This window comes from Microcoleus sp. Z1_A1, assembly GCF_036700305.1.
Classification (GTDB): Bacteria; Cyanobacteriota; Cyanobacteriia; order Cyanobacteriales; family Microcoleaceae; genus Microcoleus.
On sequence record NZ_JAUBOR010000015.1, the window covers coordinates 1 to 25341 of the forward strand.

Annotated in this window: 14 protein-coding genes and 1 pseudogene; 9 read left to right on the plus strand and 6 right to left on the minus strand. The window is 44.0% G+C overall.

The window, feature by feature from the left end; genetic code table 11:
- Positions 1-218 precede the first annotated feature (218 nt).
- Positions 219-1007 (plus strand): annotated as a pseudogene (gene cas6 / locus QT973_RS12290) (CRISPR system precrRNA processing endoribonuclease RAMP protein Cas6).
- 144 nt (positions 1008-1151) lie between these two features.
- Here cas6 and QT973_RS12295 read toward each other — a convergent pair.
- Positions 1152-2609 carry a DUF2079 domain-containing protein gene (locus QT973_RS12295; protein ID WP_333209213.1) on the minus strand — a complete coding sequence of 486 codons (1458 nt, stop codon included), beginning with the start codon at positions 2607-2609 and terminating at the stop codon, positions 1152-1154.
- Positions 2610-2617: 8 nt separating this feature from the next.
- Entirely contained in the window at positions 2618-4201 is a 1584-nt protein-coding gene (locus QT973_RS12300; protein WP_333391412.1) for a DUF2079 domain-containing protein, read from the minus strand.
- 268 nt (positions 4202-4469) lie between these two features.
- On the opposite strand from QT973_RS12300, the gene dxr reads away from it, so the two are divergent.
- A complete protein-coding gene (gene dxr / locus QT973_RS12305; protein ID WP_333209211.1) occupies positions 4470-5660 on the plus strand; it encodes a 1-deoxy-D-xylulose-5-phosphate reductoisomerase in 1191 nt (396 codons plus the stop codon).
- Positions 5661-6018: 358 nt separating this feature from the next.
- Here the strand turns inward: dxr and QT973_RS12310 are convergent, their stop codons facing one another.
- Positions 6019-6531, minus strand: coding sequence for a phosphoribosyltransferase family protein (locus QT973_RS12310; RefSeq protein WP_333056486.1), 513 nt, complete (start codon positions 6529-6531; stop codon positions 6019-6021).
- Positions 6532-6585: 54 nt separating this feature from the next.
- Between QT973_RS12310 and QT973_RS12315 the strand changes: the two genes are divergently transcribed.
- Positions 6586-7335 carry a pentapeptide repeat-containing protein gene (locus QT973_RS12315; RefSeq protein ID WP_333056487.1) on the plus strand — a complete coding sequence of 250 codons (750 nt, stop codon included), beginning with the start codon at positions 6586-6588 and terminating at the stop codon, positions 7333-7335.
- A 148-nt stretch (positions 7336-7483) separates the two neighbouring features.
- Here QT973_RS12315 and QT973_RS12320 read toward each other — a convergent pair whose 3' ends face one another.
- Both QT973_RS12320 and QT973_RS12325 read right to left on the minus strand, forming a co-directional pair.
- Entirely contained in the window at positions 7484-7684 is a 201-nt protein-coding gene (locus QT973_RS12320; protein WP_333056545.1) for a hypothetical protein, read from the minus strand.
- An 838-nt stretch (positions 7685-8522) separates the two neighbouring features.
- The gene (locus QT973_RS12325) at positions 8523-8720 is read right to left on the minus strand and encodes a hypothetical protein (protein ID WP_333056488.1); all 198 of its coding nucleotides are present in this window, start codon (positions 8718-8720) and stop codon (positions 8523-8525) included.
- 1822 nt (positions 8721-10542) lie between these two features.
- Here QT973_RS12325 and QT973_RS12330 point away from each other — a divergent pair.
- The 5 genes from QT973_RS12330 to QT973_RS12350 all read left to right on the plus strand — a co-directional run bounded on the left by QT973_RS12330 (position 10543) and on the right by QT973_RS12350 (position 22187).
- Complete coding sequence (locus tag QT973_RS12330) at positions 10543-10728, plus strand: hypothetical protein (RefSeq protein WP_333056490.1); 186 nt, start codon at positions 10543-10545, stop codon at positions 10726-10728.
- Between the two features lie 1373 nt (positions 10729-12101).
- Entirely contained in the window at positions 12102-12965 is an 864-nt protein-coding gene (locus QT973_RS12335) for a calcium-binding protein (protein ID WP_333056491.1), read from the plus strand.
- Between the two features lie 278 nt (positions 12966-13243).
- A complete protein-coding gene (locus tag QT973_RS12340) occupies positions 13244-16075 on the plus strand; it encodes a tetratricopeptide repeat protein (protein WP_333391414.1) in 2832 nt (943 codons plus the stop codon).
- 24 nt (positions 16076-16099) lie between these two features.
- On the plus strand, positions 16100-20293 hold the full coding sequence (locus QT973_RS12345) for a tetratricopeptide repeat protein (RefSeq protein WP_333391416.1): 4194 nt from the start codon (positions 16100-16102) through the stop codon (positions 20291-20293).
- Positions 20286-22187, plus strand: coding sequence for a tetratricopeptide repeat protein (locus QT973_RS12350; protein WP_333056494.1), 1902 nt, complete (start codon positions 20286-20288; stop codon positions 22185-22187). Before QT973_RS12345 ends, QT973_RS12350 begins: the two co-directional genes overlap by 8 nt.
- A gap of 575 nt (positions 22188-22762) precedes the next feature.
- Here QT973_RS12350 and lpdA read toward each other — a convergent pair.
- Positions 22763-24199, minus strand: a complete 1437-nt coding sequence (gene lpdA / locus QT973_RS12355; RefSeq protein ID WP_333056495.1) for a dihydrolipoyl dehydrogenase — start codon at positions 24197-24199, stop codon at positions 22763-22765.
- A 433-nt stretch (positions 24200-24632) separates the two neighbouring features.
- On the opposite strand from lpdA, the gene QT973_RS12360 reads away from it, so the two are divergent.
- Positions 24633-24923, plus strand: a complete 291-nt coding sequence (locus QT973_RS12360; protein ID WP_333056496.1) for a hypothetical protein — start codon at positions 24633-24635, stop codon at positions 24921-24923.
- Positions 24924-25341 lie beyond the last annotated feature (418 nt).

The following is a 25341-nucleotide window of genomic DNA, read 5'->3' on the forward strand; positions in this document are numbered from 1 at the left end:
ACGGATAAATGCTCTTTCTTGAGGATTTTCGATTTTCGATTTGGGATTGATTCCACGGATAAATCACGTGGCGGGTATCACATGAAGAAATTCGCTTGTCAGAAAAAGCCTTTACTCTTTCGGGATTGGAAGGTGATTTGCTCCTCGGCGGCAAAGAATTTCAGCTTTTGGGCGATCGCATTTATCGCTGGTACGTAACAGGACTTTCAAAGCCCGTAGTGCAGTGGCTGAGTCAGTGGCTGCAAAATTTGCCCGAAGAGATAGATTTGCGAAATGCTCCGCTGCTAATTCGCTCTTGGGATATTGCTTTTTCTCCCACAAATTACCAGCAATTATTAACAGCCGAACGCCCATTTTTGCCCACCATCAAACTTATTTTTGTGACTCCTACAAGCTTTCGTAGCAAAGGCAATCACTTCCCTTTGCCAGTTACCGAAAATGTTTTTCACAGCTATTTGCGCCGCTGGAATAACTTTTAGGTGGTAAATTTTTACCAAGCATAATTTTTGAACTGGATTGATAAAAATGCAATTATTAGCCGCCACGAATTGGAGTCGCAAAAGGTAGCGGCGGGCAAAAAAGGTATGGTAACGGGATTCACTGGGGCGGTGGAATTTGGGCTAGGGCGATCGGCTCACAATCGCCCTGATTTTGTACAGTTATTTTATGCTTTGGGGCGGTTAGCGCCTTACTGCGGCATCGGCTACAAAACAACTTTTGGATTGGGACAAACGCGATCGCAATGGTTGACAGAAGCCCTACCTGAAGTGTCGATACAAAGCGTATTGGCGGCGCGAATAGAGGAATTGACACAGAAGTTTATGGCGCACAGAAAACGTAAAGGTGGAAGTCGCGCTGCTGAGATTGCGGAAACTTGGGCAACGATTTTGGCGCGCCGGGAATTGGGGGAATCTTTGCTGGATATTGCTGCTGATTTGGAAATGCCTTATGAAACTGTGAAAACTTACGTGAAGTTGGCAAGAAGGGCTGTGAAAGTGGAGGATTAGCGCGAATTTGTTGACTGTTGACTGTTGACTGTTGACTGTTGACTACTGACTGATGACTGCTGACTAATGACTCTTAGGAATGAGAATTAAATAACTTCCACTCTTGAAAGTGGGACGGGCGGGACGCCCATCCCACAATAACAATTAAAATTGTAAGTTATTTAATTCGCGATCCTTAGTGAATAGATATATGTCGTCTCGCTGATATTTTAGTTGAAATTGAGGGGTGTTTTTTAGTTGAGTTACTAAGTTTTTAACAAAAGCTCGATCGCTCATCCAGCCAGGATATCTGAGGTTCAGCAATACATAATCAAATTCTGCGAGATTTGCAGGTGGCGCGTTAGCCTGAGTTAATTTTACCACAGGGCGGTGCGCTAAGTGCGGAGCAATCTGAGCATTTGTTAAAACACTGCCTTTGGTTTCCACAAGAGAAATTGCCTCTTTGGTAGCCGGCAAAGTGTCGATCCCCTTTAAATAAATAGTCCAAAAATAGCCGTATTTCGCTAAAGCTAAGAAAGCAATCAACGACCAAATTACAATGACTCTAGGCAAGGGATAATTAGGAAGTGGCAATCTCTCAAATATTGTTTTTCCCTTTTGCTGATTGGTAGCTGCCAAACTGGAAATTACGGCTACCAACAAAAACGGCAATATCGGCACAGAATATTGATGAATTAAATCCCGCTGAGCGGGGATATCGGAAAGAATATTCATCGCCAACATCGGCACAGCACTAATTAAAGATGACAGATGACGCGGGGACAGCCACCAAATTATAGGTAATAGCAATAACGCTAAATATCCAAAAGTATCTAAAGAAAACAAACGCCCTAAAACTAGATTTGGTTTCACTATTAAATTAATAGCAATTTCAAAAACAGAATTTCCCAAATATTGATATCGCCCGATACCCGCGTGTTCTCTTCCCTGATTAAAATACGGTATAACTGCCTGAGTAACTACCAGAAACCAACCCGCGCCTAGAAAGAGAGCTATGAGCCCACAATTGCGTTTTTTGTCAAAACACAACAGCCACAAACCCATCGCAGCCACAGTTAAAGATAGCACGGCTTTGCAGCTCAAAACTAATACAATAGCAGCACAAAACCACAAGGTTTTATTCAGCCTCGCGGCTAAGATTGCTGCTAGCAATGCTGGTAAAGCAATTACTTCTGGGTGGAAGTCGAAGAGGTTGACATTAAATACTGCGGGATAAAGCAGATATACGGCTGAAATTGCAATTGCTTTTTGTTCGTTTAATCCGGCTTGACGTGCCAAACTCCAACTCGGCCAAGCGCCTAAAGCTAGGGAAACAGCTTGTACTAAAAAAAGCCAGTGAACATCTGGATATATTTTGTAAAGTAAAGCTAGTGGATAGAAAATAAAAGCGGCGTGGTCGCCCCAAATATTGATTGCCATTAAAGAGGAAAATGGCGTTTGATTTTGGGAGATTAAATAAATTGCTTGGTCAAAAATTGCTAAGTCGAATGCAGTTGACTGAAACAAAGCGTGCCGCGCGCTGCTGGCGGTAAATAAGACTATCGTTGTCACGACAATCATTAAAAATACTGGATGAGTTTTTAGGAATTTTAAAGTTCGCATTTTATTATTTAATCAGCGATTCGTTTAAATAGCATAACTTCGTTTTTTTGATAAGTTAATTTAAAATCGGGAGACTTTTTCAGTTGCTTTGCTAAGGTATCACCAAGTTTTTCAGTATCAGGCCAGGGATGGCGCAGGTTTAATAATATGTATTGAAATTCAGCTAAATTTGTTTGGGGCGAAATTTGTGAAAGCAATTTTACTATTGGGCGATGGGCAAAGTGAGGGGCAAGTCTATTATCGGTTAAAATACTGCTTTGGGGTTGGACTTGTGCGACTGCTTCGCGTGTAGCTTGCCAGGTATCTAGTCTATTTAGGTACAGATAAAAATCTTTATATTCGCCCAGACATAGGAAAATTAGTAATGACCAAATTATCATGATTCTCGGCAATTGAATTCCCCGCCAAAGTTGAGAAATTCGGAAGTTTTTAATTTGTGGCAGATTCACCCCTGTTAAAAACTGTTGCTTATTTGCTTGATATTCTTCCTTGTTGCCTTTTATTTCTTCCCTCTTCCTGGTTTCTTCCTTCGCGATTACTGCTAAAAATAAAAAGGGAATTACAGGTACTGAATACTGATAGGCTAAGCTGCGTTGAAATGGCAAGTCAGAGAGGATATTGATCAGGAGGGTAGGGAGGGCAGGAATTAGCGCTGTTAGATATTGTATCCGTAGTTTGCCCGAAAATGGCAATAGCAGCCAAATCACAGGTAAGGTGAGGAGAAATAAATATTTGAATGTATCGAAGGAAAGAATTTTTCCTAATACTAACTGTGGTTTTAATATGAGATTGATGATAATTTCTAGTACGGATTTTCCTAAATAGCTGTAGCGCCCGACTCCAGCGACTTCGCTGCCGCTAAAGAAGGGGATTATTTTCTGGGAAGCTATCAAAAACCAAGCTGCACCTAGCAAAAGTGCGATCGCCCCGTACCGTTGCTTTTTTTCGCAAAAAAACAGCCATAAACCCATAGCAGCAACGGTTATGGACAAAACCGCCTTGCAACTGAGAACTAACACAATAGCGGTACAAAACCACACAATTTTATTTAAACGCGCTGCCAAAATTGCGGCAAAAAGTGCGGGTAAAGCGATTACTTCCGGGTGAAAATCAAATAAATTGATGTTAAATACCACCGGATAGAGCAAATAAATCAATGCGATCGCACGGGATTGTTCTTGATTCAAACCTGCCAAACGCGCTAAACTCCAGGTAGGCCAAGCCCCCAGGGATAATGCAACTGCTTGTACCAACAGCAGCCAATGCACATCTGGGTAAATTTTGTACAGCAAAGCTAGCGGATAATAGATTACCGCTGCGTGATCGCCCAAAATATGAATCCCCATTAAAGAAGAAAAAGGCGTTTGGTTTTGGCTGATTAAGTAAATTGCTTGGTCAAAAATTCCCAAATCGAAAGCAGTTGATTGGAATAAAGCGTGGCGTAAACTGCTACACAACAAGAAAATTGCCGCAGCAGTCGCGATCGCCCAAACCAAACTCGACGGTAGCTGGGATCGACCTTCATCTATATTTTCGGCGATCGAGACACTGATGTCCTCACGGTCATCAGCAAAATTTTCCCTATTCTGCATGAAATCTGGCACCTTGTGGTCAATCGATTTTAGATTTTAGATCTTAGATTTTAGATCGAAGCATTGACCCCACGGATAAATTCGGGGGCTCCTTTATCGGATACAGGTTTTTTATTTCTGGACGGATGAATCACGTGGCGGGTATCCTGGATGCTTTCGGTCACTCAAAATATGATTCCATCGAATGTGCTTTCCACGCAATAGTTAACCACTAATTTTTATCCCCGCAATCGTAATATTAGAATAATCCACAAAACCTTAAAAAATTGTGAAAGCAATAACTCTTCTCGGATCCACAGGCTCGATCGGCACTCAGACTCTGGATATTGTAGCTCAATACCCCGATCAATTTCGGATTGTCGGGTTAACCGCCGGACGAAATGTAACGTTGCTGGCCCAGCAAATTCGCCAGTTTCGACCGGAAATTGTCGCGATTTGCGACGAAGATCAATTACTGGAATTGAAGGAGGCGATCGCAGACATCGACCCTCAACCTATTTTACTTGCTGGCGAGTCAGGCGTTGTCGAAGTTGCCCAATACGGTGACGCTCAAGCCGTCGTCACTGGCATAGTTGGCTGTGCCGGTTTGCTGCCAACAATTGCGGCTATCAAAGCAGGCAAAGATATCGCCTTAGCCAATAAAGAAACATTAATCGCTGGGGGCCCGGTTGTCAACCCCTTAATCGAAAAATACGGCGTTAAAATATTACCTGCTGACTCGGAACATTCGGCAATTTTTCAGTGCCTCCAAGGTGTTATGGTTGGCGGGTTGCGGCGAATTATTCTCACTGCTTCGGGGGGTTCTTTTCGAGATTTGCCGATCGACAAATTAGCAGGAGTAACAGTAGCCGATGCTTTGAAACATCCAAATTGGTCGATGGGGCAGAAAATCACGATCGATTCTGCTACTTTGATGAATAAAGGATTAGAAGTCATCGAGGCTCATTACTTATTCGGAATGGATTATGACGACATTGATATTGTCATCCATCCTCAGAGCATAATTCACTCGTTAATTGAGTTGCAAGATACCTCGGTTTTGGCGCAATTGGGATGGCCGGATATGCGTTTGCCGCTGCTTTACGCTTTGTCTTGGCCGGAGCGAATTCATACAGATTGGGAACGGCTCGATTTGGTAAAAGCTGGGGATTTAACTTTCCGAGAACCAGACCACGAAAAGTATCCTTGTATGCAGTTGGCTTATGCGGCGGGACGTGCGGGCGGTTCGATGCCTGCGGTGCTGAATGCGGCAAACGAACAGGCGGTAGCGCTATTTTTGCAGGAGAAGATTCAGTTTTTGGATATTCCGAAGTTGATTGAGAAGGCGTGCGACAAACATCAAGCCGATAACTGTGAAAGTCCTGGTTTAGACGATATTTTGGCTGCGGATAGGTGGGCGCGGCAGGAAGTTTTGGCAGATAGTATGGAATTGGGCGATCGTATTCTTTCGGTTCGCTAATTCTATCAGCCGACTTGCACTTACCCACAAGCCCTAGGAGTGCATTAATTCCTCGTCTCATAGAAGACAGTCGGTTGAAACTTATATCTTGCACCATTCTCAATAAGCCTTTTAGGAACAGGCAAGATGCCTGTTCCACAAGAAAATTCACTCTTTGTGGAACAGGCATCTTGCCTGTTGCTGATACTGGTGCAATATCAGAGTTGAAACAGACTGCCGAACCTTGATAAATATCCAGTCCTCTTCAGAGGACTTTAGCTATGAGACAGGGGTTTCAACCCCTGACGGACTATGCCAAAAAGTGCAAAATATCGGCAAAACCATATTAAAGCTTGACCTGATTTTAGTTTTTTATTGACTAACTCCCAACTTGTGCCGCAAAATCAGCCGCACTCATCTTTTCGTACATTTCAAAAGGTTGGTGAATCCAAGGATTGTCCGCCAAATAATCTACATAATAATCCGGCTTTGCAACAGAACAAGCCTTGTACCAGAGTACAGCAGTCCGAATTTCCTGAATATCCTCGCCGTAGCGATTCTTGAGCCAAGCGATACCTTGCTCTAAACTAATTCCCGAATCCACCAAATCGTCAACCAGGAGAATGCTGCTGCCCAAATTATCGCCCACCATTGTCAAATCGCGGGCAAACTCGATCGCGCCCCGGACATTTCCCTCGGCCCCACCATAGGACGAGGCCGCTAAAATCGCCAGAGGTTTGTCGAAAATCCGCGACAGAGTATCTCCAACCCGCAGCCCTCCCCTCGCCAGACAGACAATTCGATCGAATTTCCACTGAGATTCCTCAATTTTTACAGCCAAATCCTCAATTTTCCGATGGTACTCAGCCCAAGAAACGTAAAGGTCACTCATTCCTAATATTATTTAAATATCAAAGGTATTATTAAATATTTTGGGGAAAATGACATGGATGCAGATGAACTTCTCAGACGGTATGCAGCCGGAGAACGGGTTTTTCACAAAGTAGACCTGAGCGGTGCCAATATGTCAAGGACAAATTTGCGCGATATTGACCTGAGTCACGCTAATTTAAAAGGTGCAAATTCGATCGGTCTCACCCTATACAGAGCTAATCTGTATCAAGCAGATATCAGTCAAGCCAACCTCTCCCAAGCCAACCTCATGTCCGCTAATTTTGGCGAATGCGAGGCGGTGGGAGCGAACTTGAGCGGAGCCATCTTGCGGAGTGTCGTCTTCAGTGGAGCCGATTTAACGGGGGCGAGTCTCAGGGGTGCAGACATGAGAGATGCAAACCTTCAGGGGGCAATTTTGATTCAAGTTTATGCAGTTAACGCTAACTTGCAAGGTGCCAACTTGACAGAAGTAAAGCTTTGCGGAATCAACCTGAGCAAAGCAAATTTAACCGATGCAAACTTAACACAAGCTGACCTCAGCCGTGCTAACCTAACTCAAGCAAATCTGAGTTGGGCTAATTTGACGGAAGCAAATCTGGAAAAAGCTGATTTGAAGGGAGCCGATTTGAGTGGAGCTAACTTGAGCTGTGCAAATCTCCATCAAGCAGATTTGAGCGGAGTTTCCCTTAAGGGAGCAAATCTCCGGGGAGCAAACTTGCATCAAGCTTCTTTGCGTGGGACTAATTTGGATGAAGCGAATCTGAGAGAGGCCATGATGCCTGACGGCACAATCTGTGACTAAATAAGCTGAGAAAATAGAAGTTAAAACGGCAGGGTGCCTATGGCGCACCCTACATTTAGGCTAATGCCTAATTTTTTTAAGGGGATTTAATTCTGCCTTCAAGTGACAGTGCATTTAAAGAGTAGTGGCAAAAAATTTAGCACCGAGTTTAATCTACAACTTTCAGCCAGCCCCGGCGAACTGCGTGGAGCAAGCGGTTGATGGCTGTTTGATCTTCTTCGGTAAGACAGTCATTTAACAGCGCTGTCTTGAGCTGTTGTCGGTGAGTGGGAGTCAGCAGACCGGAGTGATATACCTGAAAGACTAGCTCTGCAATAGTAAATTGAGGTAACAGCGTTTGGGTTGTCATCATGTGTTTTTTTTTGAACTCACTTTTGACAGTATTAACTAATTTTTCCAAAATTTATGTGATTCAACTACGGGAGTAAATGTGATCGATTGGCTCTTGATGAGTGATTTGTGTCAGCCGGACTAGGGGATCGGATATTTCCTCGATAGCCCTGGCACTGTAAACACAAACCCCGTCCCGATTTCTCGCTTTTGGCAACTCCGAAATCTCTACTTTTGGTTAAGAAACGGTGACAAATAAATTAAGATTTATCTATTAAGGAATGAGAATTAAATAACTTCCACTCTTGAAAGTGGGATGGGCGTCCCGCCCGTCCACTCATGACGGGCAGGACGCCCATCCCACAATAACAATTAAAATTGTAAGTTATTTAATTCGCGATCCTAAGAGATTACTAATGACTGCTAGCTAAATCGCATGGCTTAATTGAAGGTACAACTTTTAGCCTGTTTAGGAACCCGCTTTTACCTACATTTACCTAGTTTCTTGGTGTGGTCTTTGTTCCGTGGATATACTTAATAACCCGCCCAAAGACAGATACAAGTTTCCGATAGGAGTGGGCATCGATCCAAAATTTTAAGCTCTAGTTCAAGCTCCCAGATTCATATGTGAAGTCAATCTAAAATCTAAAATCTAAAATCTAAAATCTAAAATCGACTGGCTGCTTCCAATCAAAAATCCCGGCTTCTTCAAGAAACCGGTTCGAGTTTTTCGATCGCACTACAATTTTTTTTTGGAGAGGGTTAATGGATCGACCTACTCACTTCAATCTTATTGTTGGCAAAGCTTGACAGGAGAGAAAGTAAAAATACTCATCTCAACTTTTTGTGTGAGGAGACTAATCGGAAATCCTGACCCATCCGCGGCGGATGGCGTGCAGCAGGCGGTTGACTGCATCTCTGGCATCTTCGCTGAGAGCGCTTTGGCAGAGTTCGCGCAATCCGTGGCTTTGAGTGCGAGTCAGATTGCCTGAATTGGTGACTTGATAGAACAGTTCAGCGATCGCCCGATCGGATTTTAAAGTCAGAGCTTGCATGAAATCTCGTTGAACTCGACTATTATAATATCGAGCATTTGACAAAAGAGTAGGGTGATTGCAGTCGGCTAAGCTGTGCGATCGTTCTTGGCTCGATTTGTGACCGAAGTCTACCAGTATACGTGATTTAAATCACAGCAAACCCAATACCTCGATCGCATAAGCTATGATTGGGGTGGTAGCCTCCAGGTTTGACAAAACCTCGAAAAGCCCTGAACGCAAGGCTTTAAGTTTCCAATACCGCCGCGCAGCAGGAGTAATTCCGCTCAACATTGCAGGCTATGGACTTGCATAGCTGTGAAACTTTTGGTTTAAGACACTTGCAGCTTGTGGCTCAGGGCATAAAGTTGCGATCGGCGAGCCACCGCCTGAGATACAATAATTATAAATACTTCTATCCCATCTATAGACAGGGAGGTCAAAAAATGATAATGATTAGCTACTTTTCTATTGCCTTAATCGTTTTTCTTGTTTGGTTCAAAAGTTTTTGGAATGATACTGCGACATCTAAAAAAGACGTGATATCTTGGATAGCCTTAATAATCGGCCCTCTGTTTTGGCCTGTTGTTCTGCCCCTATCCCTTTTGCAAATTACTAGCAAAAAGTCTGTTGTACAAACAGCTCAATGCGAGCAAAAAATATAATAACTTTTGGAAGTAACTGGCTTCAACACACTCGCTTATCTCTTCCTAAATTATTCGGCGTGCATCGCTTTTGGCAGCGAGTAATTTATCTTGTTTCATACTAAAAAAATGCAGCTAGAAGGTAGAATCAAATAAAAATTCTGAATCCTAAAACAGTATTTTTTTACCGCTATCAAATTCTGCCTTCTGCTTTTTGATCCAGCCCAAAAACGGATACAAGTTTCCGACAGGAGTCGGCTGCTGCCCTAAATTTTAGGATCTTGTTCAAGCTCTCCGATTCATCTGTGGCATAAATCTCAAATCTCCAATCGTTGAACTAAGCGAGATTGACGCACGCCCTAGCCCACGTATCACGCCAAAGTCTCCAATTGACTGATGCCTAATTTTCTTCTGTCACATCGTGAATTAACGGTGCGGCTCAGTCAATCGATTGCGCGATTTTAGATTTTAGATTTTAGATTTTAGATTTTAGATTTGAAGCATTGACTTGCGCGAGATAAATTCGGGGGTTCCTTTATCGGATACAGGTTTTTTATTTCTGGGTACTGAGTCTGCTTTCGGAATGAATCACGTGGCGGGTATCCTGGATGCTTTCAGTTAAAATTGTTCCGGCAAAATTGTCAGACTCACATTGTCGAACAACGACCGCAATTTTTTTTTACTAAAAAATTATCTGCCACATCAACCAAGCTCAAAATAAATATGTAATGTAACATGGCCTGTTGCTTGCAAAAATATAACTTCAGACATATTTTCGTCGGTCGCTGACCAACTTAAGAATTTTCATTACTTCCGACCACTGCGTACCATTAATCGAAGGTGGGAAAATCCTGGCGAGGCGTGGAAAAACAGCTAGACTCTTTGCCATTTAAGCTTTTCGGGATCCCTTTATTCAAATCGTAGCAGCTCTAAGCAGGAAATTGTAGAGTTCGTTTGCGCCCAAAATCCCTAACTCTTACCGCAGTTAGATAGACAATTCAAGGCAGAGACTGCAATATGAAATAGGCAACCAAAACTGTTTCAAGTCTCAAGTACGACTTATTTTTGGCGATCGGGCATCAGGAGTGTATAACGCGAGCCAGCTAAATTTTTGGAAGTACGAGATGTTTGGGAACTTCAAAAAAAAAGTGCCGTCACGGTATCCAAATTAGTTATTTGCATAAAAAGTAGGAGTCAAAATGAACGAAGTATCTGAGAAACCAATTTATAGAGTTCTTCATCTATTGTCGCTGCTAGCGCTGGCATACTATGGAGCTACTTCCATCAATTATATTTTCGAGAGTGACTCTCACGCTCACATCTACAAGTACGACAGCCAGAGCAATTATAACGCCTCACCAGCGCAACTAGAAGCACACCGCTAGGAATAAGTAGAGATTTTCTCTGAATGACTGCCGGCTCAAATTTCGGGGAATTGGCTAATCGTTAATGATCGGCTCGAAGTTAACAACCATTAGTAAAAAAGTCTTTGCTAAAAACTCAATATTTTCACTCACAGGTATTAGCCATCGAATGTACCGCAAAAATTAACTATTTAATTTGTTCTCAAAATAGACCAGAGTGATGAAAGGATGGCCAAGCATTTTCATCAGTAAGAGCCTTAAGAGCTTTAGTAATCGCTTCATCAAGAACATTTGAAGGTGGATATGCTTCAAAAGGGAAAATCGCTTGGATTTTTGCCCACTACAGCTCGATGGGAGATAAATCCGGCGAGTATCGAGGTAAGAATTTTACATTGGCTTTGATAGATGCCATCAAAAAATTGACGGCTTCAGCATTCATGATAAACAGGTAAATTATTCATAACTACAATGGGGCTAACCCATAACTGGGGCAGGATTCGCCAGCAGCCCAAAAATTTATATCCTAGTTCCAGTTCCCAGATTCATCTGTGGACTAAATCTAAAATCTAAAATCTAAAATCTAAAATCTAGTGACATTACCCTCACAAATCTACCGGCCCACCGTTGATCCCAACTTTTGACCAAAAGACGATCGCGCTACATTGTCTGATTGTGCGGATGGATGCGGATCGTGGTTGAAATGACGGATGGGGGTTGAAAAACTGGGTTTTTAGCCAAAATTCTATATTGAGCGTGAGGGATTTGGCTGGAAACATCAAGGCGATGAGGCTCAAAAGTTCGTCCGGGACTGTATTGGGAGCCACTTTTGATTGAATCCGGCCTCCAGCGTGCGTGGGCTTGCTTTCAAAGCGAGTTACAAACTTTTGATTTCTGGGGAACTATTGGCGAAAATCAAAAGTCTGGTCAAGTACAGTGTACTTAAAAAAATCGCAGCTCAGTTCCAGCCTCATTGCGGGCGATCGAACTCTCCGGCGATGACAGGGCCCGCGGGCCCGGTGCAACTTCTCAATCTTGAGAGCATACTTCCATTAAAAATGGTCTCTGTGTATCTTCCGGGTATTGTTTTAATAATGACTAGCCATATCGATGGTCATTATGGTAAACTCGCAAACGTTTAAGTGGAATATTTTCGTGTTAGAGGAGGCAGTGGTGGAGTCGAGAGTCAAAAGCAGGAAACAACCGAGATTTGCTGCTCAACGAATACAGGATTCAACTCGCGCTCCCAGGCTCGCTGCTGACAATTTAAATTACATGACAGCTTATAGCAGCCGGGTCAATTAGGGTCTCAACCGATGTCCGGTTTCATTTATTGAATCCCTTTGGAGGGAAAAGTGTATTGTAGAAAAATGATTGATCTTTTAGGAGGAGTGTAAATGACACAGGTAACAAATCCAACAACACCAACTACACAACCAGGCGGTGTCGGTGGCGGTGGCTCAACCATTATTGGCACCCCCGTAGGCGCTAACAGGTTGAACGGCAGCCCCGGCAGCGATATCATTCTGACTTTTGAGGCCGCTGATGTCATCGCTGGTGGCACTGGCAACGACCTGATTATATCGGGTGGCAACAATGATAGTGTCGGCGGCGGCGACGGCAACGATACCGTCATTTCAGGCAGCGGCAACGATGTGGTCGCTGGCGTTAGCGGCGATGACTTAATCTTTGGCGGTAAAGGGAATGACCTGGTAGACGGTGGCGATGGCAACGACTTGGTTTCTGGCGACAGAGGCAACGACACTGTACTTGGCGGAAGTGGCAGCGATACAGTCTTTGGTGGCCAAGGCAACGATCTTGTCAGCGGTGGCGATGGCAACGACACTCTCTACGGCGGTAAAGAAAACGATACTGTCGATGGTGGCGCTGGCAATGACTTGATCTCTGGCGACAGAGGCAGCGATGTCCTGATCGGCGGTGCTGGCAGCGATACGTTCTACTTCGCGAGTGCTGGTGGCGATTTCGGCGTAGACACGATCACTGACTTTACCCCAGGCGAAGATAAGATCCGCTTGAAACAGGGCGGTGTGTTCGCTGGCTTGGGCAGCAGCTTCGAGGCAAGCGAGTTTGTCGTCGTTTCTAATTTCAACGAAGCTACTCCAGGAACAGCCACGACGAACAAGTTGGTCTACGACCCAACAAGCGGTAAGTTGTTCTTCAACGGCGCCAGCGGAGTGCTAACTGTTGCTCAATTGCAGCCTGGCCTGACTATTACCTCGAACAACTTCGAGTTGTTCTAAAACAACTGGCAGTTGTGGGGCAGCACCGGATAAGATTCGGGGCTGTTCTCACAAAGCCGGTAGTTTTAAAGGATTTCAACCTCACTCTGCTACAAGCGGGGTGAGGTTGAAATCTTCAATGCAGGAACTGAAGCAGGGGCAGTTAAAAAAAATCGATCGACAGTTATTGATAAAATTAACCGATCGCCCGATCGGGCAAAATATAAATAGAAAGTTTTTAAATTAGAATTTCTAGGTTTTACTGAAGCGGTAAAGAAACCGCAACTGCACCGCTAGCAATGAGCACTGAAGAATATATCCGGCAAGCCCAAATTTATTTGAACCGGGGGAAGTTAACTGAGGCGATCGAGTTTTGCAACAAGGCGATCGAACTTCAACCGTTTTCGCCCTCGGCTTACACGACTTTAGGGGAAATTCTCGAAGCTCAAGGCGATCCGACGGCGGCAAGAGACGCTTTTGTGCAAGCTTTGGAGATTTCGCCCCAGTTTTTTCTGGCTCATGCTTATTTGGGTCAACTTTACAGCGACTATGCGTGGCTGGATGAGGCGGTTTTTCACTACCGACAAGCTCTGGATTTGAAACCAGATTGGGCCCAAGTTCATTATAACTTGGGAAATATTTTTCACAAGCAGGGTAATTTGTTGGGGGCGATCGACTGTTACCGAAAGGCGATCGCCCAAAAACCGGATTATCTCGATGCTTTATACAATCTGGCTGTGGTTTTAGGTGAAAATAGTCAGCTCGAAGCGGCAATGGATACCTACCGACAGGCGATCGCTCTAAAGCCGGATTACGTGGAAGCTTACAGCAATCTGGGTGTGATTTTGCTCAAGGACGATCGGGCTGCTGAGGCGATCGAAGTTTACCAACGGGCGATCGAGATTAAGCCGGATTGGGCGACGCTGCACAATAATTTGGGTCAAGCCTTGCTGGACAAAAGTCCCGATCGGGCGATCGCATCTTACCTCACAGCTATTGAGTTGGAGCCGGACATGGTTTTGGCTCACTACAATCTGGGGAAAGCGTGGCAATTGCAGGGGGAACATTCGGCGGCGCTTGCTTGTTTCGATCGCGCGATCGAGCTCAATTCCGACTATATTTCAGGCTATACAGACGCCGGGTTTTCTTTGATGGTTTTGGGCAAAATTGCTGAAGCCATGCCTTATTTTGAGCGGGCAATAGCTCTGAAGCCTGATTTTGTTGAAGCCTACTGCCGCTTAGGAGACAGGCGCAGAGTTGCGGCGGTAGAAGATGATGAATTGTCCAGGGCGATCGCTGCGTGCGATCGATTTCTCACAGCATTGATGGGAAGTTCGGCAACGGATTTTGTAGCGGATGTCACGGATGTCACGGATGTCACGGATGTCACGGATTTAACAGATTTAAAAGTAAATAAAAAAGATGGTGTGGCTAGATATTTGTCAAGTGCAGCTTGCGAATTACCTGTTGCTGAAATTTGCGATAATTTAGCCGAAATTTACTTGCATTTAGGAAATGCTTTAACAGAGTACGGCGGGCATGAATCTGCCACCGCTTATTATCAAAAAGCTTTGCAAATTCAGCCACAAAATGCAGAGATTTACTGGCGGGTGGGAAATTCCTTAGCCCAGCAAAAGCGGTTCATTGCAGCAATTGCCGTTTACCGCATGGCTTTGACGATTCAACCTGCTTTACCGCAGGTTTATTTTGAGTTGGCAAAACTGCTGGAAAAACAGGGGCGCTGGGAACGGGCGCTCGATTATTATCAAAAAGTTTTAGAGTTGCAATTGCACGGGTATGGGGAGCAGAAAGAGTGGAAAAAACTGAGTTTTATCTTGCCAGATAGCACTTCTATCAAACCTCCTGACGGTATTTATTTATCGAGTTGGGATTGGCTGGTTAATGCTAAGTTGGAGGCTGACAATTATGTGGAAATATTTTGGCAACCTGCACCCGAAGCAAGTGCAGAAAATATTCCGAATTCCCAATTTGCGAGATCCAATTCCCAATTGGCAAATTCCGATTGTGCGGGGTTAACTTGCGGGCTGTGTTTGCAGCGACTTTCTAAGTGGTTCGATCCGGTGCATTTGGGTTGGGGAATTTGCCGTTTGTCCAACTCGCAACCGCTACCTGTGGAGTCGCCCAAGACTTTTGTGGCGGCAATTCCCAACGGGCGAGTTTGGATTGTGCCGCAGGAAAATTATTGGCTGATTTGCAAGGCGATCGCTGTAATTACTCCTGACAATTATTTGTTGGCTGATGTGTCGAGAGATTATCCGGGATTTTTGCCGGGATGCGAAAAGCATGATGTGAGGAAACACAGCGTTTTTCAGTTAGAATCCTTTCCAGGTTTAAAGCAAATTGACGGTAGCGTGGCGGTGCTTTCGGGTTTGTCTGGAAATGTCTATTTTCACTGGATGGTTGATGTTTTGCCACGGATAGAATTGCTGCGGCACAGCGGTAGGGATTTGGCGGAGATTGATTGGTTTTTGGTGAATAGTTGTCAGCACCAATTTCAGCGGGAAAGTCTAAGAATTCTGGGCATTCCAGAAGAGAAAGTCTTGGAGAGCGATCGCGTGCCTCACATTCAAGCAACCGAGTTGATTGTGCCGTCTTTTGCGGGATATTTGGGCTGGCCTTCTGGGTGGGCGATGGATTTTTTGAGGCGCGAGTTTCTCAAGGAAATTATACCTAGTTCGAGCTATCCCAAACGCATTTACATCAGCCGCAGCAAAGCAAGATATCGACGAGTTTTGAACGAGGAAGATGCGGTTGAGGTTTTGGAGAACTTTGGGTTTGTTTCAATTTTTCCTGAGTCGATGTCTTTGGCAGAGCAAATTGCTCATTTTTCCCACGCTGAGGTAATAGTTGCAGCCCACGGCAGCGGATTGACAAATACAATTTTTTGTGGCAAGGGAACTAAAGTAATTGAGTTGGTGTCGCCTCACTATATCAGCCATTATTACTGGGGAATCAGTCAATATTTGCAGTTGGAACATTACTTTTTAACGGGCGAGGCTTTTGAATGCTATCCTATTAGACAGTTGATGTATCAGAATTCGCTGACTGAGGATATTTTAGTGAACTTGAGTTCGCTGAAAAGGATGGTTGAGGTGGTGGGTTTGAGTTAGTTGGTGTCTGGAGCAAGTTTAATTATGCCCTCGATTGAGAAGATGGAAAAGGCAGCGGTTGATTTGAGTCGGCAAGCAGAAGTTTATTTAGCCGAAGGAAGGTTAAATGAGGCAGTTGCTGCTTGCGAGTCAGCGTTGAAAATTGAACCGAATTTGGCGGCAGCTTGTCAGACGCTGGGAAAGGTGATGCAGGTTCGAGGTGAAATCGAGCAAGCTAAGCAGTGGTATGAAGCGGCGATCGATCGCAATCCAAATTTGCCGGAAGTTTATGCTAATCTCGGCATTTTGTATTCTCAGGGGAAACAGTGGGAAAAGGCGATCGCCAATTGTGAAAAAGCGATTTCGCTAGCGCCGAATTTTGCTGCTGTTTATCGGCAGTTGGCGAGAATTTGGACGCAGTTGGAGAAGCGAGAAGAGGCGGCAGACTGTTGGTATCAAGCTTTTAATATTGAGCCGAATTGGGCAACTGCTGAGGAGCACGTCACTCTGGGAAATAGTTTGGTTGAATTGGGAAAGTTCGATCGCGCTATTGAATGTTATTCCCGGGCAATTGGGTTAAACCCGCAACTGGCAACAGCTTATCACAATTTGGGGGAAATGCTGATTGGCCAAAAACGGTGGGATGAGGCGATCGCCAATTACCGACAAGCCATTGCCATCAATCCAAATTCGTTTGAATCTTACCACAGTTTGGGTAAGACTTGGGCGGAGCGAGGAGAATTAGATCGGGCGATCGCCTGTTACCGCAAAAGCATCGAACTCAATCCAAATTATGCTCGTGCTTACGTGGGTTTAGGTAATGTTTTGGTGCAGAAGCGCGAGTTGGATGAAGCTATTAAATGTTACCGTCAGGCTCTTGAAATTAATGATAATTCCTACTGGGCATACAATTGTTTAGGGGAAGCTTTGGCTCAAAAACAACTGTGGCCAGAAGCTATTATTTGCTACCGCAAAGCTATTGAATTAAATCCCAATATTCCTTGGTTTTATGTCAATTTGGGAATTGCATTAACCAGTGAACAATCCTGGGATCAAGCTGTGGCTGCTTACCTGCACGCGGTTCAGATTGAGCCGAATTTGACGGGAATCAATCAGAGGTTGGGATATGTTTTGCGGAAGCGCAGCGAATCGGGTTTAGACAGCACAATCGCAACTTATTGTCAAGGTATCGAGGTACTTGCCAGCGGGAAAATTTACCACAAATTGCTGGGAATTGAGTTAGATGGAGCAGAGTTTTATATAAATTTAGGCAATATTTTAGCGAAACAAAAGCTGTTGGAAGGTGCGATCGTATTTTATAGCATGGCACTGAAAATTGAACCCAATGCTGCGGAAGTTGTTGCAAAACTCCAGGAGGTTCGGGCGAAACAACAGGAGTTATACGCACAAATTGCCACTTACCGTCGCCAAATAGAAATCGATCCGAGCAATTCTAACCCTTACAACGATTTAGGAAATATTTTACCCCAATTAGGGGAATTGGAAGAAGCAATTATTTGCCACCAAAAAGCGGCAGAATTGAGGAGTTGGCCTGAGTGTGCGGCGAAAGATTATCAATTTACCCAAGATTGGTTTACCCACAATATTCCTATTTGGAAACGGCATTTGCAGGAATTTACCGGGATTACGGATTTTCAAGTTGTGGAAATCGGCAGTTTTCAGGGAATGTCGGCTTGCTGGCTGCTGGATAATATTTTAACTCATCCGACGGCAAAGATTACTTGTATTGATTTGTATTTTCAACAACATTTTAAGGGCAATATTGTTAAAACGGGAGCAGCCGATCGGGTAATTGAATTAGAAGGTTACTCTCAAGATTTGTTAGTGAATTTAAATTCGGAATATTACGATGTTGCTTACATTGACGGCTGTCACAAACCCACAAGTGCTCTGCAAGATGCGATTTTATCTTGGAGGTTGGTGAAAGTTGGGGGCTTGATGATTTTTGATGATTACGAGTTTACGTTTCCCGACAGCCCGGAGCAAGATACTAAAATTGGGATAGATGTTTTTTTGGAGATGTTTGGAAGTCAGTTAGAAGTAGTACACAAAGGCTATCAACTGATTGTCCAAAAAATCGGCAATCAAAGTTTGGGCGCCGAGCAAACTTTGTTGTCTCTTGGTTGGGAAAAGTTGGGGGATATTGCGGCAAATGCGGGTTATTTGGATGAGGCGATCGCCCGCTATCAAACAGCTATTAAAATTAAGTCGGGCAACTACTTAACTTACCACAAGTTGGGTAAAGCTCTGCAAGAGAAAGAACTGTTTGAGGAAGCTCGGGCAGCTTACCAAGGGGCGATCGCACTCAACCCTAATTTTAGTTGGTCTTACCACTTTTTGGGGGAAACTTTGCAGGCGATTGAGGAACACGAGGAAGCCGCTGCTGCTTACCGCAAAGCTATTGAGTTAAATCCCAATTTTTGTTGGACTTACAACAATTTAGGCGATGTGCTGATGGAGCTTTCTGAGTGGGAGGAAGCTGCTGTTGCTTACCGCAAGTTAGTTGAACTAAATCCCGATTTTTGTTGGTCTTACGACAGATTAGGTAAGGCTTTGGTTGCACTGGAAAATTGGGGAGAAGCTGCCCTTGCTTACCGCAAGTTAGTGGAACTCAATCCCGATTTTTGTTGGTCTTACGACAGATTAGGTAAGGCTTTGATTGCATTGGAAAACTGGGAAGAAGCGGCGGCGGCTTACCGCAAAGCTATTGAATTAAATCCCGATGATTGTTGGTTGTACAATTGTTTGGGGGAAGTTCTGGAATTCCAAGAAAATTGGCCCGAAGCAGCAGTGGCTTTTGGTGGTGCTATTGAGCTAGAATCCGATCATAGTTGGCTGTACAAAAAGTTGGGTGATGCACTGCGGAATCAAGGGGAATTGGAAAGGGCGATCGCAATTTACGAAAAAGGTATCAATCTCGATCCAAAATCCTGTTGGTGTTACGAAGGATTGGGTTTGAGTTTAATGGCTAAACAGCAGTGGGAACCTGCAATCGCTAATTTAGTTCAAGCCCTGCAAATTAAACCCGATTTGTTTGAAGTTTACGATAACATAGGTTATGCTCTGGAACAAAAAGGAGAAGTCGATGAGAGCGAGCGGGGAGAATACAGCAATCAAATCTTACCCTTAAGAATTCTCAAAAAATACTGTGGGTTTACAGAAGATTTGATCGTTGCAGCAGAATCGAATCCGCACCTCACCTGCATTGACATCCATCCTGCGAGTCAAATTAATTTATCTGATTCCAAAACAATCGACAGCAGCCACAGATTTTGGGAGCATCAAAGTCATTCCAGAAAAGCTTTTGTTGCCGTATTGCCAAACGGACGAGCTTGGGCAGATGTGGTGACTACCGCCGTGATTACTTCAAACAATAAACTTGTTACTGATATTTCAATGGGTTGTGCTGAATTGGTAATCACTTCCGACAAATTGCCTCCCGCTGAACACGTCGATGGAAATGTGGCTTTTTTATCTGCTCGCTGGGGTGGAGCCGCTTATTTTCATTGGATGTTTGATGTGATTACGCGATTTGACCTTTTGCAGCGGAGCGGATTGATAGAAACTATAGATAAGTTTGTTGTCAATGCCTCGGATTCTTCCTATCAAGCAGAAACTTTAGAGATTTTAGGAATTCCTCAAGCTAAAATTTTAGAAAGTCGCTGCAATTTACACATTACCGCTGATAAATTAATAGTTCCTTCAATATCTTATGACGGATCTGGGGCAGTTTCAAAATGGAAGTGTGAATATCTAAAACAGACATTTTTAAATGAAAAACAGCCACTAAACACAGACTATTCAGAGCGAATTTATATCACCCGTAAACAAGCATCTTATCGGCGACTCGTCAACGAGGAAGAGGTAATTAAATACTTAGAAAAAATTGGGTTTCGCAGTGTCAAGTTAGAAACGATGTCGGTAGGGGAACAAGCATCATGTTTAGCTGCTGCTAAAGTAGTTATCGCACCTCACGGAGGGGGGTTGACTAATCTAGTTTTTTGCAGTCCGGGAACCAAGGTAATTGAGCTTTTTTCTCCCCTTTACGTGCCGCATTGTTATTGGATGATTAGCAATTTGTGCGGCCTGGAACATTACTATTTACTTGGCGAATTGGTGGATGACAAAATTCAGAAATGTCCGGGACATAAAGATATGCGGGTGGATTTGAACTCGCTGGAAAAATTACTGAGTCTTGCAGGAGTTTTGCATGGATAATAACTACCACAATTTGGGTAATTCCCTGCAAGAAAGCGGTCGGTTTGATGAGGCTGTTGCTGCTTACAAAAAAGCTATTGAATTAAATCCTAATTTTTCTTGGTCTTATCACAGTTTGGGCGATGTTTTGCTGAAACTTGAAAAATGGGAGGAAGCTGTCGCTGCTTACAAAAAAGCTGTTGAGTTAAATCCATATTTTTCCTGGTCTTATCACAATTTGGGCGATGCTTTGCTGAAACTTAGGCAATGGGAAGAAGCTGCTGTTGCTTACCGCTGCGAGATTGCACTCAAATCTGATTTTGCTTGGTCTTTTTGCAATTTAGGCGACGCTTTAACTAAACTCAAACAGTGGGATGAAGCTATCGCTACGTATTTAAAAGCTATTGAAATTGACGGAGATTTGCCGGGAAGTTACGAGAAGTTGGGATATGCTCTCAGACAAACTGAGTCGGATTTAAAGTTGGTTTTAGAACAATATCAATTGCAAATTACACCGGAAAATTGGGAGTTTTATTTGCAGTTAGGAGAGAATTTAGCCAAGTACGATCGCCCAAAAAGTGCAATTATTTTTTACCAAAAGCTCTTGACAAAATTGCCTATTTGTGCAAGTCTGTCAGCGGAATTGGAGGAGTTGTTGCAGCAGCAAGAAAAGTATGATCGCGCATTAGCGTCATCTCGCGCAACTGTCGCCCAAAAACCAGATGATTGCTGGTCTTATTATAATTTAGGTGCTGTTCTGAGCCACCAAAAATATTGGGAGGAAGCGGCGGCGGCATTTTTCCAAGCAATAGAAATAAATCCCGATCTTCCTTGGTGGTTTTATTACAATTTGTGGGAAGTTTTTGTTAAGCAAGACAAGTTAGATGAAGTTGAAAATTTGTGCCGCGAAGTTGTTGCAGCTAAACCGGAGGCTTTTTGGCCTTATCTGAATTTGGGCGAAGCTTTGACGAGGCAAGGTAAAATTGCTGAGGCGATTGATTTTTATCGAACTGTCAGTTACAAACAAAGTTTGGCATCTATTCTCAGTAAGAGAACAGGCAAGATGCCTGTTCCACAAGCAGATACAGGCAAGATGCTTGTTCCACAAGCAGAGACAGGCAAGATGCCTGTTCCACAAGCAGATACAGGCAAGATGCTTGTTCCACAAAATTGGAACTTAAAAGCCGTTAAAGTTCCTAACTTTATAATTATTGGTTCTCAGCGGTGCGGGACGACTTCTCTGTATACTTATTTAGCTCAACACCCGCAAATTTTGACTCCGATTAAAAAGGAGATGGATTTTTTTTCGTGGCACTTTGACAGAGGGATTGATTGGTATTTGGCTCATTTTCCCCCAATGCCTTCGGGAGAGGAATTTTTGACGGGCGAAGCAAGTCCGAGCTATTTTGACTATCGGGAAGCACCGGAACGTCTCTACACCGCGTTTCCAGAGGCTAAGCTGATTGTACTTTTGCGAAATCCGGTCGATCGGGCGATTTCTCAATTCTACCGCTTGACTGACTTAAATTGGGAAGCGCGATCGCTCGATCGAGTAATTAGCGATGAAATTGAACGGTTGAATCAAAATCCAGAATACATCATCGGCGAGGAACCGGGGAATTATTTAGCTCGCGGTAGGTACATAGAATTTATCAAAAACTGGCGGACTTTCTTTCCCCAAGAACAGTTGTTAATTTTGAAAAGCGAAGATTTTTATGCAGGTGCGGCGACAACCGTCAAGCAAGTTTTAGAATTCTTAGATTTGCCGGAATATCAATTGTCTCAATACCAAAATGCTAATCCCGGTTCTTACCAGCCGATCGATCGATCGGTTCGCGACAGGTTGAGCGATTATTTCCGACCTTACAATCAGGAATTAGAGCAATATTTTGGGAGGCAGTTTGATTGGGAATAAATTTGAGCTAAAATTAGCTTCTTCGTTACTTAAAATCGCGAATTAAATAACTTACAATTTTAATTGTTATTGTGAGATGGGCGTCCCGCCCGTCCACTCATGACGGGCGGGACGCCCATCCCACTTTCAAGAGTGGAAGTTATTTAATTCTCATTCCTTACTATGCTAAATCAATAGTTAAATCAGTAAAATCAATTGAACAAATATGTCAAAATGCCAATCAAGTCCTTCTCAGGCTTGACATTTAAGCGAGTTTGATTGTTAACTATAAATAGTCACTCTTAGTTTGGGGGAGCGAATTATAGTCATCACCACAAAAAAGGTACTAAAGTTCTAACAGAGCTTCTGAATATACAAGGAATTAAAGAATTAAAGCCCAAACCCTACTCCCCACAAAAAAACTTACTCTTTGTGGAACAGGCAGGAAAGCCTGTTAAGCGAGAATGCTAAAAGATGCAATTGCGAGCACTTTCATCTCCTTTAACTTGCTCTACCACCGCCCTAAAACAGAATACTTAAATCCCCGACTTCTTCAAGAAGCCGGGGATTTAAAACAATAAAACTGCCCCTACAAATTAATGACTACCCGCTCCAGCCGCCCGTTTAAACGCCTCATCAAGCACTTCCGAAAGCGTCGGGTGAGTGTGAACTCGGAATGCTAAAGTATTAACAGAATCGCGCTGGGCGATCGCATTTGCCGCCTCCTGAATCAAATCCGCAGCGTGCAAACCGAAAATGTGAACTCCCAACAACTCCCCAGTATCTTTCCGGTAAATCACCTTAGCCATACCGTCAGTTTCACCCTCCGCAATAGCCTTAGAATTTCCCTTAAAATAACTCTTGACAGAACCGACCTCAAACCCTTCAGTTTTTCCTAACTCCTTCGCCGCAGGTTCAGTCATCCCCACATAGCTAATTTCCGGGTGAGTAAACGCCGCCGCCGGGATACTCAAATAGTCAACTTCGCGGGCACGATCGCAAATATTTTCCACTGCAGCAATTCCCTGAGCAGACGCAGAATGCGCTAACATCATCTTGCCATTAACATCGCCGATCGCCCACAAATTTTGCACCGGTTCTCCCGCCGCCAAAACCTGCATCTTATCGTTAACTGGGATATAACCGCGCATCGTTTCCACGCCAACAGTTTCTAACCCCAAATTCTTACTCACAGGAACCCGACCAGTTGCTACCAAACAAGCATCAACTTCCAAAACTTCGACAACTTCCTTAGTTTTGAAATCAGCTAATTCAATAATTACCGGCGAACCAGGAGTAATCTTCTTCGCCAAAACACCCACTTTTGTTTCAATATCGCGGGGTGCAATTAACACTCGTTCTGCCAACTTAGCAATATCCGGGTCAAAAGTCGGCATCAATTGGTCTAAAGCTTCAATCATCGTAATTTCGCAGCCCAGGGCCGTGTAAATATCCGAAAACTCCAAACCGATATAGCCGCTACCAATAATTGCAATCCACTTCGGTAGCGATTCCAACCTGACAGCATCATCGCTGGTAAATACAGTTTTGCCATCAATTTCTATCCCAGGGGGGACGAAGGGAACCGAACCGGGAGCGAGAATAATATCCTTGGCGGTAATAGTTTTCTCGCCTTTATCGGTTTCGACGGTAATTTTTTGAGCACTGGCAATTTTGCCCCAACCTTGGATGACATCGACGTTCAAACGTTTGAGGCTGTTAGTCAAGTCGCCACGAAGTTTGCTAACAATAGTATTAGCGTGATTGGCGATCGCCCCGCGATCGAAATCCACACTGCCCAATTGAATACCCAAAGTCTTTAGGTGGTGGGCATTCCGCAAATCTCGCACCCGCCCGGAAGCCGCCAACAGCGCCTTCGAGGGAATGCAGCCCCGGTTGACGCAAGTCCCCCCCATGTCCCCTGCTTCGATAATTGCCACTTTCAGCCCGCAGCTAACCGCGTGTATGGCAGCCCCGTGTCCGCCCACGCCAGCGCCGATAATTGCTAAATCGTAATCAAATCCCTGAGTCACCTTAAAATCTCCTAATGCCTTTGAAATCTTAGGACTCAAGCAAAAAACACCGTATTTCCGTCCTTTCGGGGTGGCGCGTTGCCATCGCAACCCTTGAACAGCGGTAATAGTTGCATAAGTCCTGTCTCCTTATTCTCGACTAGACTAGGGTTAATTAGACAACGAAAGAGCCCTAACTGAGATTTTTTCAGGGTCAATGATTTTGAGCTGGGTCTGCACCAAGTCTCAAATCACTCAGTAAGCGGGTGTAGAGTTAAATATAGTTTGAAGGCTGACAATGCCCGCAGCAGGTTTTATATGGGGCAGCAAGTTCAGCCACAGGCATTCCCATCGCCCGGTTAAATTCTGTCCTCCTGCTTGTTTTAGTCGGTTTTCATGTCTAATATCTGCACGCGCCGGGGCGGACAGAGTTTGTTGGCAAATTTTAGACCCTATGGAGTGGCTTATGACGGATGACGACGACCAGAAAGATTTACGCCGGGCCTCGGCTCAATCATTTTTTGAGTCCCTGGATGAATTGTTCGATTCTATAGAATCGAACAGCACGCAAGCTGCACAACCGAAATCTCCACCGCCTCCGGCTAAACCTTCGAGTCAGTCTTCGAGTTTGCCGAAGAAGACTAGACCTGCGAAAATTAATTTGTCGGATTTTGAAGATGCGATCGCCGATTTGGAACAGTTTATCCAGAGTAAACACTCCAAACGCCCGGAATCCAATCAATAGGACGATGACACATTTTCAAGTAATGACTGTTGACTGTTGACAAGCGAATTTCAAAGGTGGTACCCGCCACGTGATTGATCCGTGGAATCAATCCAAAATCTCAAATCTAAAATCCTCAAGAAAGAGCATTTATCTCGCGCAAGTCAATCTAAAATCTAAAATCTAAAATCTAAAATCTAAAATCGATTGACTGTTGACTGTTGACAAGCGAAAAATTTTAGATTAATGTTCACGATCCCAGATGAATCTGTGGAGTCAATTTTTAATGTCAAATTCGGCAGCATAGGAATCATTCATCTCTCTGCTCTCTGACTCTGTGATCTCTGTGTCCTCTGCGGTTTAATCATTCCAAAGCAACCAGAATTGATATCAATCTCAAATCTCAAATCTCAAATCTCATAGAATAGAAATGATTCAT